Annotated in this window: 15 protein-coding genes; 10 read left to right on the top strand and 5 right to left on the bottom strand. The window is 60.3% G+C overall.

Annotated features, from left to right (window positions below; all coding sequences use genetic code 11):
- The first annotated feature begins 61 nt into the window (after nucleotides 1–61).
- The 3 genes from IHE49_RS07210 to IHE49_RS07200 all read left to right on the top strand — a co-directional run bounded on the left by IHE49_RS07210 (nucleotide 62) and on the right by IHE49_RS07200 (nucleotide 2,177).
- Complete coding sequence (locus IHE49_RS07210; RefSeq protein ID WP_192156347.1) at nucleotides 62–1,108, top strand: hypothetical protein; 1,047 nt, start codon at nucleotides 62–64, stop codon at nucleotides 1,106–1,108.
- An 8-nt stretch (nucleotides 1,109–1,116) separates the two neighbouring features.
- Nucleotides 1,117–1,533 (top strand): hypothetical protein, encoded by a 417-nt coding sequence (locus IHE49_RS07205; protein WP_192156345.1) that lies wholly within the window; start codon nucleotides 1,117–1,119, stop codon nucleotides 1,531–1,533.
- 161 nt (nucleotides 1,534–1,694) lie between these two features.
- On the top strand, nucleotides 1,695–2,177 hold the full coding sequence (locus IHE49_RS07200) for a hypothetical protein (protein ID WP_192156343.1): 483 nt from the start codon (nucleotides 1,695–1,697) through the stop codon (nucleotides 2,175–2,177).
- 1,073 nt (nucleotides 2,178–3,250) lie between these two features.
- On the opposite strand, the gene IHE49_RS07190 is transcribed toward IHE49_RS07200, so the two are convergent.
- Both IHE49_RS07190 and IHE49_RS07185 read right to left on the bottom strand, forming a co-directional pair.
- Nucleotides 3,251–3,607 (bottom strand): hypothetical protein, encoded by a 357-nt coding sequence (locus tag IHE49_RS07190; protein WP_192156339.1) that lies wholly within the window; start codon nucleotides 3,605–3,607, stop codon nucleotides 3,251–3,253.
- A 300-nt stretch (nucleotides 3,608–3,907) separates the two neighbouring features.
- Nucleotides 3,908–5,371 (bottom strand): helix-turn-helix transcriptional regulator, encoded by a 1,464-nt coding sequence (locus IHE49_RS07185; protein ID WP_192156337.1) that lies wholly within the window; start codon nucleotides 5,369–5,371, stop codon nucleotides 3,908–3,910.
- Between the two features lie 170 nt (nucleotides 5,372–5,541).
- On the opposite strand from IHE49_RS07185, the gene IHE49_RS07180 reads away from it, so the two are divergent.
- The 4 genes from IHE49_RS07180 to IHE49_RS07165 all read left to right on the top strand — a co-directional run bounded on the left by IHE49_RS07180 (nucleotide 5,542) and on the right by IHE49_RS07165 (nucleotide 7,148).
- Nucleotides 5,542–5,730 (top strand): hypothetical protein, encoded by a 189-nt coding sequence (locus IHE49_RS07180; protein ID WP_192156335.1) that lies wholly within the window; start codon nucleotides 5,542–5,544, stop codon nucleotides 5,728–5,730.
- 36 nt (nucleotides 5,731–5,766) lie between these two features.
- The gene (locus tag IHE49_RS07175) at nucleotides 5,767–6,114 is read left to right on the top strand and encodes a BON domain-containing protein (protein ID WP_225578264.1); all 348 of its coding nucleotides are present in this window, start codon (nucleotides 5,767–5,769) and stop codon (nucleotides 6,112–6,114) included.
- A 244-nt stretch (nucleotides 6,115–6,358) separates the two neighbouring features.
- The gene (locus tag IHE49_RS07170; RefSeq protein ID WP_192156333.1) at nucleotides 6,359–6,562 is read left to right on the top strand and encodes a CsbD family protein; all 204 of its coding nucleotides are present in this window, start codon (nucleotides 6,359–6,361) and stop codon (nucleotides 6,560–6,562) included.
- 424 nt (nucleotides 6,563–6,986) lie between these two features.
- On the top strand, nucleotides 6,987–7,148 hold the full coding sequence (locus tag IHE49_RS07165) for a DUF1328 domain-containing protein (RefSeq protein ID WP_192156331.1): 162 nt from the start codon (nucleotides 6,987–6,989) through the stop codon (nucleotides 7,146–7,148).
- A gap of 169 nt (nucleotides 7,149–7,317) precedes the next feature.
- Here the strand turns inward: IHE49_RS07165 and IHE49_RS07160 are convergent, their stop codons facing one another.
- Nucleotides 7,318–8,235, bottom strand: a complete 918-nt coding sequence (locus IHE49_RS07160; RefSeq protein ID WP_192156329.1) for a LysR family transcriptional regulator — start codon at nucleotides 8,233–8,235, stop codon at nucleotides 7,318–7,320.
- A 113-nt stretch (nucleotides 8,236–8,348) separates the two neighbouring features.
- Between IHE49_RS07160 and IHE49_RS07155 the strand changes: the two genes are divergently transcribed.
- Nucleotides 8,349–9,227, top strand: coding sequence for an NmrA/HSCARG family protein (locus IHE49_RS07155; RefSeq protein ID WP_192156327.1), 879 nt, complete (start codon nucleotides 8,349–8,351; stop codon nucleotides 9,225–9,227).
- A gap of 350 nt (nucleotides 9,228–9,577) precedes the next feature.
- Here the strand turns inward: IHE49_RS07155 and IHE49_RS07150 are convergent, their stop codons facing one another.
- On the bottom strand, nucleotides 9,578–10,090 hold the full coding sequence (locus IHE49_RS07150; RefSeq protein WP_225578263.1) for a hypothetical protein: 513 nt from the start codon (nucleotides 10,088–10,090) through the stop codon (nucleotides 9,578–9,580).
- A 427-nt stretch (nucleotides 10,091–10,517) separates the two neighbouring features.
- Here IHE49_RS07150 and IHE49_RS07145 point away from each other — a divergent pair, with 427 nt between their 5' ends.
- Nucleotides 10,518–10,901 carry a DUF6632 domain-containing protein gene (locus IHE49_RS07145; protein WP_192156323.1) on the top strand — a complete coding sequence of 128 codons (384 nt, stop codon included), beginning with the start codon at nucleotides 10,518–10,520 and terminating at the stop codon, nucleotides 10,899–10,901.
- A 94-nt stretch (nucleotides 10,902–10,995) separates the two neighbouring features.
- Here IHE49_RS07145 and IHE49_RS07140 read toward each other — a convergent pair whose 3' ends face one another.
- Nucleotides 10,996–11,160 (bottom strand): hypothetical protein, encoded by a 165-nt coding sequence (locus IHE49_RS07140; RefSeq protein ID WP_192156321.1) that lies wholly within the window; start codon nucleotides 11,158–11,160, stop codon nucleotides 10,996–10,998.
- 462 nt (nucleotides 11,161–11,622) lie between these two features.
- On the opposite strand from IHE49_RS07140, the gene IHE49_RS07135 reads away from it, so the two are divergent.
- On the top strand, nucleotides 11,623–12,414 hold the full coding sequence (locus IHE49_RS07135; RefSeq protein WP_192156319.1) for a hypothetical protein: 792 nt from the start codon (nucleotides 11,623–11,625) through the stop codon (nucleotides 12,412–12,414).
- Nucleotides 12,415–12,557: the final 143 nt, after the last annotated feature.

The raw sequence follows: 12,557 nt of genomic DNA, 5'->3' as shown, positions 1-12,557 counted from the left end.
ATGAGAGCTTGACTGCGAGCGTTCATCCCAGCACGCTCCAAGCTACACAGGGGGGGAAGACATGGATATCACTGGGTTGTTGCATAGCTTACGCATGCGCGCGTCATGGTTTGACGCTCGGAAAGTCCTTCTATTAGCCGGGCTCGATCCAGGCCAAGGATGGGATCGAACGGTGGATCGATATGAAGACCTAGACGTTGAAGATGAGCAAGGCGATACGCTGTCAGATTTGCTTATCGAGCACACTATAGCTGGCGAGAAAGCACTTCAATTCTACCGGCTTAAGCGGAATCAGCTGGATGCTTTGAAAGATAAGGTTGACAAATTGCGAGTGCCAAAATCTCCGGCATCGGAAGCTTATCCAGAATTGATTGAACTTCCCACTGGGACTCTTGACGGTGCGAGTCAATCTGAAGTTGTTTACAAGAGTGAAACAGCTGATGGTGTATTTGTTGTCTCGTCGGCTGTGCGAGAGTATGACGAACGCGTCGAAATTGAGATGGATAACTTGGCTACTGGGACTCGAAACGCATTCGTTGGGTACTCGCATCTGATCGGAGTGCGCTCAGTAAGGAGGCAGGTATTCGATGTCTTGTGGCTTCCGACTCAAGGAACAACGGTCTGCGTAGCGGCAGATTGCCCGCGCGGTGCTCCTGGTGACTTCGTACATAAAAGTCAGACGGCTATTCGCAGCTTCATGACTAAAAGTATTGGCGAAAAAGTTGAGCCCAAGAACCTTTTCCCGGCTATTGAGAAATCATACGAATCAGATTGGGGCAAAGTGGTCGAGTTGGGTTTTACTACAGATACGGCCTCCGTAAAGCACGAACGAATGCGTCTAAAGCGACAATGTTTAAGGGAGGAATTATTTCACGTCGGTGGAAAAGAGGCTGTGGATGGCATTATCCATCCATTTCAAATATCGATTGATTGGAAGTCGGTTTACTCACAGGATCCGCGTGTTCAGGGTAGGCCTGAGGCTACGCTTCACGGGACGGCTCGTATGCTTCATCAGCCAGTGCCCACAATCTACGACGTGGTGTTCCGTCATGGTCTAAGAGTTAAAGATCTGCGGCTCGTTAAGTCAAAAATTATGAGTTTTCTGTAGAGCTGGCCATGCCTGATTTCGAGAGAATTCGCAAAGATGTACTTGGATATCTTTCGGGTCAGCCGGAAGCGGATGTCTGTGTGCAAGTTTTGAGCGATCTCGAAAACCGTGAGCGTGAAAACTTGAAAATTCTCACGTATCAATCTTTTACGAAATCGACACGACGATCGGCTGTAGACCCTCTTCTCGTTAAGGCATTAAATTTCTTTGTGACATCTTCGAAGTTTCATCTTTTGGATCAAAGATTTTTAATGTTTGATGAGCAGAATGAGTTCGGCGTCGAAATTCCCAATAAAGATGTTGCGATGGCTTACCAGGTTGGTTCTCTAACACTTCCGGATGGTACGGAGGTAGAAGATATTGATGCTCATCTCCTTCCGTATTTTACGGCCTCGGCTGAGTTGTTGGCTATGAAGGTTCGTTAACTGTGGGGCGCGTAACAGTTCGAGATCTCAAGTTAATTCATGCCGGCCACCCCGCGACCTTGATTGCAATCGAGTGGGGTGAGAGGGTCGCGCTACAAAATCATAGCTACGCGGATTTCGTAGATTTGGTTCGCCGGGGAGTGATATACGCCGCATGTGAAATGAGCCAAAATCCCAAGGGTGCGAATGTTCGCGATGAAAATGATCTTACGCGAGAAGTGGTTGGTTACCTTCGCACCATGGGATTTGAGGCGGAATTTGATGCTACGGTTGGCGGGCATGCTGACGTTGTGGTGAAGTTTGGCGACTACCAATGGATTGGTGAGGCGAAGATATTTACTAATGTTCCATGGCTATATAAGGGGTATTTGCAGCTTTTGACAAGGTATTCCACCGGCATGGTCAACCAGGATCGTGGTGGGATGCTGATCTACATCAAAACAGGTAATTGTCCCGAAAAGATGGCGGATTGGCAAAAGCGCTTGGGTGAGTATGTGAATAAGAAAGTGGGCTCTGGTGCGATTATCAATGCACTCAATAATCCCGCATTAGCATTCGAGTCTACGCAGAAGCATCGGCGCAGTGGGCGAGACTATCAGGTCATTCATATGCCCTTCCTGCTTACTTGGGATCCGGCTGTCTGAATTTCAAAAAAGGGTGTCAGGGACAATTTCTGACAGGGGGTTGGCGGCTGGGATGAGGGTGGGGCGCGGCTTGCACTGATCGCGGTGCGCAGGGCCGTGGGCGATGCTGTACGGCATGGCTCGACTTCCACGCTTCGAACTTGCCGGTGTCCCGCAGTACGTGGTGCAGCGGGGAAACAATCGTCTGCCGTGTTTTCTGGACGACGAGGACCGTCAGCGTTATCTGCAATGTCTGCGGCAAGCACTGTTGCGCTTCGGCTGCAAGCTTCACGCCTATGTACTGAAAAAAAGGTGTCAGGGACAATTTCTGAGAGGAGACTGGCGGCCGGGACGAGGGTGGAGTGGTGGGGCTGGTACTCAAGGCGGCATCAGTGTCAGTGGGGGCCGGTTTGAAGATGGCTTAATCGCCTTCGGCCGTTTTGCCAGAAACTTGGACACAAGATTAGACAAGTGGGCTTTCCGGTGGGTTGGGTGTGCAAACCACACCTCGACTTCAGTCTAGATTTGGATGATTTCAACGCGAGGGAACTATGCTATTGCGCCGCATCGGCATTTCGGTGGCACTAATACTATTGGCTGGTTGTGTGCCGGTGAAGCACGATCCTGTGATTGTTCCTGTAACCATTGTTAGTCGAGCACAGATACATTACCCGTACCAGGCGATTCGGGAAGCCCATGAAGGGACAGCTGTTGTCCTTGTTCTAGTTGGTGCAAATGGACAGAACGTGGACATGCGGATAGATAAGAGCAGTGGGTACCGCGAACTGGATAGGGCTGCCCTTGCTTGTTTGCGCGAGTGGGTGTTCAGGCCAGAGACGATCGATGGTGTGCCAACCCAGGCTTACGCAAGAATCCCGGTTAATTTCGATTTCGGCGCGCAAAGGAAGCGAATTCAATTGGATGCGGCTAATCGTCCAATACTTCAGTACTTCCCGAATTCCACTGCGCTGCCGCCACCTCCGCCTCCGCCTCCGCCTCCGCCTCCGCCTCAACATTAACGAAACAGAGGTCAGAGTGCTCTTTTCGGGGACACTCAGGCCTCTGTTTCTGTTGATGTAGCCGTCCAGCGGAGCTCAGTACGACACGTCGTTCGAATGGCTCGGGGTGGGCAAGGGCAACTGGCTGAGCCCCTCGGCTTGTTCGCTGAGGAAGTACAGGGCGGTGAACAAGCCTTCGGTGGTGGGCGCATCCAGCGGGCAACAGCCGGGGTCGATGGTGTCGCTTTGGCTGTTGGTGTGGAGGTCGCGGAAAGCTTCGTTGTTCGCGAGGACGCGAGCGAGGGCATGGATGGCGCTGGTGAGGCCGGCCAGGGTGGCGGCGTCCTGCTGGTCGGGGTCGGCTTCGATGAGCGTCCAGTAAGGGCGCGAGAGCGGGTTGGTGGGGATGCGCGCGTCGTCGGGCGCGACTGCCGTATGATCGGGCTTAGCCATGATCAACTCTCCTGGAGTTGGTTGTGGTTAGCGGGTCGTATGGGTTCCAGCCCATGCGGCCCGCGCTGCTTTTGGTCTTGCGGATTTCCTTCGGTTGGCTTTTCATCTGTCGACAGCATTGCGCTGCGACAGTTTTCATAATAAGGCGCCAGTAAAATAAAGTCTGTCGGCGAATGGAGTTAATGTGTAGGCATTGGACTTTATTTTGTGGTCGATGGATTTTGATTAATGGAGGATCGGTGATTGGCGCTTTTTGAACGGAGATAAAAAGGCCAAGTGATCTTCGCGACTACCGCAGTGTCAGTAGCTGGCAACGCCGCGTTCACGTCCCCAGACCACGGCGGCACCGCGCCGTTTCACGCCGATCTTGCTGTACAGGTTGGCCACGTGGTTGCGGATGGTGTGGCGTGAAAGGTTCAGCGCGTTCGCGATTTCGGCGTCGTCGTGGCCCTTGCAGATGAGTCCGAGGATTTCCAGCTCACGCGGCGTCAGCGCCGCCAGTTCGCTGCTGGCGCCGCCCGGCTGGCGTATCTGCGCCAGTTTTTCCATCACGGTGTGACTGAACCACGTGGTGTCCTTCATCACGGTCTCGATGGCAAGAATCACGTCGGCTTCCGCGCGTTTGCGTTCGGTGACGTCCTGTACCACGCACAGCACGCACGCTTCGTCCTGGATGGTCACCGGCTGGGCGGAAAGCAGGCAGTCGATGGCCGCGCCGTCGCGCGTTACCAGCGGCACTTCGAGGTTGCGCGTTTCCTGTCCGGCATCAAGGCCGACGCGCAAGTCATCGAGGATCCTGGCGCTTTTCCAGAGCCCGGTTTCCCGAAGGGTCTGACCCTGGATGTCGGGGTGGTGGTATCCGGTCGCGTCGCCAAAGGCGTCATTCGCCGCCATGATGCGCCAGTCCGGCCGTGCGCAGATCAGCATCGGCACGGGCGCCGAGCGGAACGCCTTGGCGAATTGCTCCTCGCTGCGGAGCAGTGACATTTCGGCGCGTTTGCGCGCATCGAGATCGGCGAAGGTGAACAGCATGCAGGCTTCTTTGTCCATCTCGATCGGCTGGGCTGCGACGATCACGAACTTGTCGGTGCCGTCGCTCACCCGCGCCAGTGCCTCCTGTTGCGGGATGGAGCGGTGCTCGCGCATGGACTCGAGCGCGGCCTCCCGGTGCTCGGCTTCGCGCAGTACGTCCAGTTCATGGAAGGGGCGGTCGATCACCGCTTCCTGCGTGAAGCCGGTCATTTCGAGGAAGCCGCGGTTCACCCGCACATAGCGCGAGTCCGCAAGCCGCAGGATCACCGCGGGTGCGGGATTGGCCGCGAACGCACGCTCGAAACGATCGGCGGCACTCTCGAGTTCGGTCACGTCGCTGACGATGAGCACCAGCGATTCGATGATCTTCAGCGAGCTTACGACCGGGAACCCGCGAAGCTCCAGCACGCGGCGGAATTCGTTCTGTGACCGATGGGTCACTTCCACCTTTACGTTGTCGAAGCGTTCTCCGGCGACAAGCCGGTCCAGCGGGTATTGCTTGGCCGTGAGCCGATGGTTGTTGAGGTAGCGCAACGCAAACTGCTTGCGGTAGCCCACCTTGCCGGCGCCCAACTGAGCGAGCTCGGCGCAGCCGTGCATCTCCAGCGCGGCGTCGTTCGCCCAGGCGATCGAGCCGTCCAGTTCGGCTACCAGCACACCCTGGATCAGGTTCGCGAGGATCTGCTGAAGTTCGCTGCGATCCCTCGGTGCTTTCGATGCTTTGGCGCTCATCGGAAATCCTGCAAGTCTCTGGGAGGGGATCATTTCGCGAGCGAACGCTGCGCATTGCAACCGGTAGAAACCTACCAGGCGCACTGGTAGCAACTTCTCTATCACAAAGCGCACGAGGTCCCTAGGGTGGATTGCGGCCGACAACCGGCCGTTCGAGAAAGGAGTTCCCCATGCAGACCACACGTACACCCAAGCAGGGCAGCCATTCCGACAAACCGCAGGAGCCGTCGCCGCCGCATCGTCCGGAGCGTAAGTCACCGGGCCACGAGGGGCAGGGTGACGGCCGTCATGCCGACACGCCGCGCCGTCCCGGTGAAGACAAGCCACACGAAGACCGCAAGCCAGCGAATCGCCGCTGAGGCGGAATCGTCGACCGAACCTGGAGGCAACCCCGCATGAAAGCATTCCGTACGATGCCGGTACTCGCCCTCGCCGTAGCGCTTGGGGCGGGAATGATGGCCAACGCCGCGCTCGCCGCGCCGCAGACGTCGTCGAGCACTGATCACTCGGCCGACGCAGGCCAGGCGGTCAGCGATGCGTGGATCACGACCAAGGTGAAAAGCGAACTCGGAACCACCAAGGGTGTGAAAAGCATGGACGTGACGGTGAAGACCGTAAACGGCGTAGTCACGCTGACCGGGGTGCTCGCCACCCAGACAGACGTCAGGAAAGCGGTCGCCGCGGCCAAGAGCGTGAAGGGCGTCCAGGACGTCGATGCGTCCGGGCTGAAGTCGAAGGACTGACCAGGGCAGCACGGCTGCCCAGGAACCCGCCGCATCGCGATGGAGCGCATGCGAGCGCCACGACAGCGTCAGCGAAGCGTGGCCGCGGATCCCGGCGCGGCGTTGCAGGATCGCGACGCATCGACAAGCGTGAAGCGCTGCCGCAGACCCGCGCATTCCACTGCGGCCTGTGGCAGGAAGCGCACCCGGCCCTGGCATTGCTGCCTCGGCAAAGAGCGAATCAACCCCTACCGGAGAACCAGCCATGAATGAAGACAAGATCAAGGGCCGTTGGAAGCAGCTCCACGGCAAGCTCAAGGCACGCTGGGGCAAGCTGACGGACGACGACCTCACGGTCGCCGACGGCAGTACCGAGTACCTGGCGGGCAAGCTGCAGGAGCGCTACGGCATCGCCCGCGACGAAGCGAAAAAGCAGATCCAGGATTTCGACCTCGATTTGGAGTTGTAAGCGTCGGTGACGAGGGTGCTCCAGGGTGGAGCACCCTCGCTCGGGTCTTTGCACCTGGGAAGCGCCTCCACCAGGCGTTTCCGTGTGAAACCACCGATGGCACCAGGCTGGGCGGTTCGCCCCCTGCGAAGCCGCCGGAAACCTGCAGGGTGCCGACAGCACGGCGGGCTTCACGCATGGCAAGCAGACACGGACGCGTCTGCGCGGAGCGCTTGTCCGCCGGCAACCCGGCGATGCCGTGGCCAGTGAGTCGATCGGCCGCCGGTTGCACGGTATGCCCAGCCATGGACGGCGCCGTGGCGCGAATAGGCGGCTACGGGATCGTCTGTCCAGCCGCTGCCCGTTACACGACAAACGTTTCTCTATCACGCAGAACGGACATCCCTCCCCGGCCACATCCATCCCCCACACTGAGGAAAACGCCATGCTCTGGTATGCCGTCGTATTTCTGATCATTGCCATCATCGCCGGCGCCTTCGGCTTCTTTGCCGTTGCAGGCGTCGCCGCGACGATCGCCAAGATCCTGTTTGCCGTCTTCCTCATTCTGTTCCTCGTCTCCCTCCTCTCCGGGCGCAGGCGGGGCTAGGCATGGCCTTGCACGGGCGCGGCCCGTGCTTCGCGTCGTCATCCACGCGCTGGGCCATTGTGCAGCAGCACGTTTGGCCGCCATGACGGCCCTGCAGCCTTAGTCGCCGACGGGTTCATCGGCGACGCCGGCCACCGCGTGGTGGTGGCGATTCACGGGGACGCCAAGTTCACCTATGCCCCGGGGAGGGCGCCGAGGCGAGCCGCGCGAACGCGCTGGGCGAGGCGTTTTCGAAGCGGTCCACCAGCAGCTGCACGAACGCGCTCACCCGTGCGCTCACATGCCGATGCGAGGGATACAGCGCCCAGACTTCGATCGGCCGGCCGGCGAGCCTGCCCCAGTCCACCAGCCGGCCGGCGTCGATATCGGCCTGCACCAGCGAGCGCGGCATGGCGGCGGCGCCGGCGCCGGCGAGTACGGCGTCGTGGATCATGGCCATGGAGGAGAGGCGCAGCACGCTGCGGGTGGCCACGGTCAACGTGCTGCGCGTGCGATGCAGTTGCCAGGTGGCTTCGGACGGCGCGCGGGGCAGGGTGACGACGGGCACGGGCAGGTCGCGTGGCCTCGCCGGGCGCGGCAGCGAGGGGGCGGCCACGGCCACCAGCGTGTCGCGCAGGAAGCAGCGTCCCGCCAGTTCGGTCGAGGGGTCGGGATTGGCGCGGATGACCAGGTCGAAGTCGTCGTCCACCGGATGGACGAAGCGGTCTTCGGCGACCACTTCCAACTGCACCTGCGGGTAGGCAAGCGCGTAGTCCGCGGCGATGCGGCCCAGCCCGCGCTGGCCGAACAGCACCGGCGCGCTGATGCGCAGCCGGCCGCGCGGCGTGCGGATGCCTTGCCGCAGCGTGTCGCCCACCTCGTCGATGTGCTCCAGCAGCGATTGCGTCTGCTCCTGCAGTTCGCGGCCTTCCTCGGTAAGCCGCAGCTCGTGGCCGCCGCGTTCGAACAGGCGCACGCCGAGCGCGTCTTCGAGCTGGCGCACCCGGCGCGACAGCGTGGCCTTGGGCCGCCCGGTGACCCGCGCGGCGCGACCGACGCCGCCATGGCGTGCCACGTCATTGAAATCGGCCAACGCGAGCAGGTCCATGGGTGTTCCATTGGTGGGACAGGATGTCCAGATTATGCGGCTATCGTTGGCTCCGGTGAAACAGCAGGATGGGGCCGTCCACCACCCAACCCCATCATTGAAGGAGACACCCCATGAAGATTCTCGTTACCGGCAGCACCGGCACCATCGGCGGCCTGGTCGTCCGCGGGCTGGCCGCCCAGGGCGCGCAGGTGCATGCGCTGACGCGCGATCCGGACAAGGCCGTGTTTCCGGCGGGCGTGACTGCCGTCAAGGGCGACATGACCGATGTCCCGTCGATGCGCGCGGCATTGAAGGAGGTCGATGCGCTGTTCCTGCTCAACGCGGTGGTCGCCGACGAGGTGACCCAGGCGATCGCCACGCTGAGCCTGGCGCGCGAAGCCGGCATCCAGCGCATCGTGTACCTGTCGGTGCTCAACAGCGATGCCTACACCGACGTGCCGCATTTCACCGGCAAGTACACGGTGGAGCGGATGATCGAGCAGTTCGACCTGCCGGCGACGGTGTTGCGCCCGTCCTATTTCATGCAGAACGACGCCATGCTCCGCGACGGCCTGCTGAAGCATGGCCGCTACGGCATGCCGATCGGCGATGTCGGGGTGGCGATGGCCGATGTGCGCGATATCGCGGAGATCGCGGTGGCCTCGCTGCTGCGGCGTGCGCGTGCGCAGGCGCCGTTGCCGCGCGAGGTGATCGAGATCACCGGGCCGGACGTGCTGACCGGCAAGGACCTTGCGGCGATCTGGTCCGACGTGCTCGGCCGGCCAATCACCGATGGCGGAACGGACCTCGATGCCTACGAAGCGTTCATGGCCGGCGTCATGCCGTCCTGGGCGGCGCACGATCTGCGTCTGATGCTGGGGCGTTTCCATGCCGACGGCATGCTCGGCAAGCCGGGTGCGGCCGATGTCCTCACCGGTCTGCTGGGCCACGCGCCGCGCAGCTATCGCGATTTCGCGACGGAGTTGGCGAAGACGTGGCAGCCGGCCTGACAACGCATCGCGCCAGCCAGGCCCAGGTCACGGAGAAGGTGTCGGGCGTAGTCTCCCGACACCTTTCCCGGAGGGGGCTGCAGCGCATTCGTTTCCACTCTCGCTGGCGTCGGGAACACTGTGAACTGCCTACGTGCCACCTGCGCCAGTTTTGCCGGGGAAATGTCTGGCACAGGCTGCGGATGGCATTCCGTGTCGGGCCGTAACGGTGGCAATGCCGCTGGCGCAGCCTCCGTCGCTCCGAAATTCACCGGGACTCGAACATAGGCGGAGGCTGGGAACGCTGGACAAGAACGCGCGTGCTCGTTGAGCCGAAAGATCAGCTCAGGCCGGCTTGGTGCACGTCCGCGTCACGGTGCGAGCGCTTTTTTCAGAAGCATGTCGTACAGCTCCAGGCGAAATCGCACTCCAACCTGCAACACGCTCAGCCAGTAAAGGCCCATCAGCAAAGCAAACAGGAAGACTTCGGGCCAGCTTGCCTGTGGCGGCCAATGCATATCCTTGAGCTGGATGACCAGGGCTGCGAGGATCGGCAGGATGCCCAACCTGTCCAGCCCGCCGATCAGCAGCGGGAGTTTGCTGCGCAACCGCTCCACGCGGAAACCGGCGAAGTCGCTCATGGCCTGCAGGCGTTCGCGCGGAAAATCCCGCAGCCAATCGATCAGCGCTTCGTGATGCGGCATGTCGAAGTCCAGGATCTCGGCAGACTCGCGTCGCTCGCTGGACGGCTTCAAGTTGAAGCCTGGAAGTTCTGCGGTCCAAGCCACAATGAATGCGGTCAGCTCGATGACCAGCAGCACCACGACGGTGGCAAGTGCCCAGCGACTGTTGGGCAGCGTCTTGCTGATGATCTGGCCAAGCAAGGCTGACGCGAAGCCGATGCTGTTGCCCCATGCCATGCGGCGGCTGGGAGTGAACTGGTAGGACGGATGTAGCGGCAAGCTTTCGATCCGCTTGTCCAGCATGGCAAACGTCAGTGTCGATGATTCCATTCGCGTTGATCCCCTGTGATCGACGTTTGTGAGGCTCCTAGCCTGCCACGGAAACCTGAGCCCTGTCCTCTGTCCGGAGGAAACCGGAGCGGTGAAAGTTGCAAGGTCTTTGCTTGACTTCCTCCGTTCCGCTTTTGTGCATTTGCCGCTGTTTTTGTTTTTGCCGCGGCAGCATATCGTTCGTCGGGATGACGACCGGCACGTGAGGCCAGGCTCCCACAGGGTGTATCACCTTCCGTGGATCGAGCCGGGATTGACTACGCTGCCGTACAGCATCGAACCCGCAGGGGAGGGCACCATGTCGCGAGAATGGGCGCTGAAAATCGTGATGGTCGTAAGCGGGCTGCTTTTTCTGGCGGCCGTCTATCCGCTGGCCATGTCGTTATGGCAGTGGCAGCACGTCGATGTCCTCATGCCGATGTTCCTCAGCCTTTACGTCACGCTCGGGGCTTTCCTGCTGATGGCGGTGCGGAACCCCTCGGAGCATCGCAGCCTCATCGGGTTCGCGGCGTGGTCCAGCTTCGCGCATGCGGGCGTGATGCTGGTTCAGGCCTACGGCAACATTGCCGGCCGGCCGGAGTTGTTCGGCATGTCCGCCATCTTGGTCGTCATCGGCGTGCCGCTGATCGCTCTGATGCCTAGGAAGCCGTCAACGGCATCGGCAGTCGCGTCCCGGGTTTAGGGAACCAAAAACGGTGTCAGGCTCATTTATTTGACCCTCAAGCGAACCTCACTCCGTTTCAGAAGGCGAGGTGCTCGAAGCGCGCTTGCCGTGATCACCTAAGCGGCGGGAATCCGAGCAAGGCATAGATCACGTAAATCCATGACAGGAAGAAATCGATGATCGCCCAGAAGATCGAGTGGTTGTGCGACCAGCTGATCAGCACGGCCAGCAGGCTGCCCAGGGTGATGCCGGTGCCGCTGTAGCTGTAGCGATTCATGGTGATGTCCTGTTCCTTGAAGAGGAGGCACTTGGACGTTTACGAAGGAGCGCACTGGCCGATGCGGTGAGCGTCAGTTCCGCATCGACGTGATGCTGCCGCACGCCATGTTCGGGCGATCATGGCTGTACGTCCATAGCCAGCGGGTGGTCATGCATGCCGTAAAAAGGGAAGGTTCATTTTTCCACTCCGTCCGGCGGCAGGAAAATGAACCTGATCCCTTTCAGACAAGGGGCAGAGCACATTTTTATCCTCAAAAAGCGCACTCTGCCGCCGGATTTTTCGGTCGCTCGACCGTGGGCGCCTACCGGGTCGCGGTAAAGAATTGCCGCCCGCCCGCTAGCTGCTGCAGCACGACATCGTGCCGATCGACTGCGGCATGGCTTTGGCTCAATACTCCTTTGGGGCTGTGCTGCCGTTTCGTGACTACGGATCGTCGAAAGGATTCCCATGGCTTACTCAATGAATCAGGTTGCCCTGTATCTCAACCTTGCTGCCGCACGGGTCAAGGCAGATGGCGATCTCCGATATCTGATGGGGCCAGGGGCGCCAAAGCTCAGTGGCGGGGGCAATCTGCAGGAGACGCAGATACTCTTCGTGCGCGACGCACTGTGGGTCGCCAATAACGACGATGCCGACACGGCGTTGCAGAAAGACATACTCGATAAGCTGAAGATCGGTACGCCCGAGGCACTGATTGAGCATGTCGAGGCTTTCCAGACACGCGTCTTCGAGCGCATGAAACTTGGTGCGAAGGAGATTTTCGTGCCGCCCGGCTCACCCGCAGAAATCCTGCTTGCCGAACTCGCTGGCCTCGACGATGCCGGGGACAAACGTGACCTGACTTATCCACCCGCCCTCGGCGCCTTGCCCATCGCCGGCAAAAAGCCCGTCGGCTACGCGCTGAAGTCGCCGGGAACGGGTGAAGGGCCGGCGGTCTCGGGCATCGTTTTTGTCACCGGCAACTACGAAGGTGTGGCCGGCTCGGGGGACAATGAGCACGCCGAGCAGAAGCTGCTCGCGGCCTTGAGCCGGGTGCCCGACAATGTTCGCGGCACGCTGGCGCTGTATGGCTGCAAGCAGCAATGCAGCATTTGCAAAGGCGTGTTCGACAAGGCGATCCCGAAAGTGGCGTCGTCTTATCGCTACCTCAATTGCCGCGCCCACGACGATCCCGCGATCGAGAATTACCAGGCGCAGGCGCATCCCTCGGGGATCAAGGCGCTGGATGTCGATCGGTACTTTCCGGTGTAGGGTTTCGAGCCCTGCATGCGCAGATCGTGTCGACGCTGGCGGAGGCCAACTTCAACGTGGCGCTCACCATGCGGAAGATCCTCGATCAGGTCGACGGGCAGAAGCTTTCGCCGAAAGCGGCGGCTGGCATCGGAGTCGGCATC

It is taken from the genome of Rhodanobacter sp. 7MK24, from assembly GCF_014842995.1.
Lineage (GTDB): Bacteria > Pseudomonadota > Gammaproteobacteria > Xanthomonadales > Rhodanobacteraceae > Rhodanobacter_A.
The sequence above is the reverse complement of the archived record's forward strand: the minus strand, read 5'-3'. Positions and strand labels throughout refer to the sequence as shown.

Bases quoted from the DNA above. Each gene is read 5' to 3' on its own strand.
- IHE49_RS07210 (WP_192156347.1), top strand. From the start codon at position 62: ATGGATATCACTGGGTTGTTGCATAGCTTACGCATGCGCGCGTCATGG.
- IHE49_RS07205 (WP_192156345.1), top strand. From the start codon at position 1,117: ATGCCTGATTTCGAGAGAATTCGCAAAGATGTACTTGGATATCTTTCG.
- IHE49_RS07200 (WP_192156343.1), top strand. From the start codon at position 1,695: ATGAGCCAAAATCCCAAGGGTGCGAATGTTCGCGATGAAAATGATCTT.
- IHE49_RS07190 (WP_192156339.1), bottom strand. From the start codon at position 3,607: ATGGCTAAGCCCGATCATACGGCAGTCGCGCCCGACGACGCGCGCATC.
- IHE49_RS07185 (WP_192156337.1), bottom strand. From the start codon at position 5,371: ATGAGCGCCAAAGCATCGAAAGCACCGAGGGATCGCAGCGAACTTCAG.
- IHE49_RS07180 (WP_192156335.1), top strand. From the start codon at position 5,542: ATGCAGACCACACGTACACCCAAGCAGGGCAGCCATTCCGACAAACCG.
- IHE49_RS07175 (WP_225578264.1), top strand. From the start codon at position 5,767: ATGAAAGCATTCCGTACGATGCCGGTACTCGCCCTCGCCGTAGCGCTT.
- IHE49_RS07170 (WP_192156333.1), top strand. From the start codon at position 6,359: ATGAATGAAGACAAGATCAAGGGCCGTTGGAAGCAGCTCCACGGCAAG.
- IHE49_RS07165 (WP_192156331.1), top strand. From the start codon at position 6,987: ATGCTCTGGTATGCCGTCGTATTTCTGATCATTGCCATCATCGCCGGC.
- IHE49_RS07160 (WP_192156329.1), bottom strand. From the start codon at position 8,235: ATGGACCTGCTCGCGTTGGCCGATTTCAATGACGTGGCACGCCATGGC.
- IHE49_RS07155 (WP_192156327.1), top strand. From the start codon at position 8,349: ATGAAGATTCTCGTTACCGGCAGCACCGGCACCATCGGCGGCCTGGTC.
- IHE49_RS07145 (WP_192156323.1), top strand. From the start codon at position 10,518: ATGTCGCGAGAATGGGCGCTGAAAATCGTGATGGTCGTAAGCGGGCTG.
- IHE49_RS07140 (WP_192156321.1), bottom strand. From the start codon at position 11,160: ATGAATCGCTACAGCTACAGCGGCACCGGCATCACCCTGGGCAGCCTG.
- IHE49_RS07135 (WP_192156319.1), top strand. From the start codon at position 11,623: ATGAATCAGGTTGCCCTGTATCTCAACCTTGCTGCCGCACGGGTCAAG.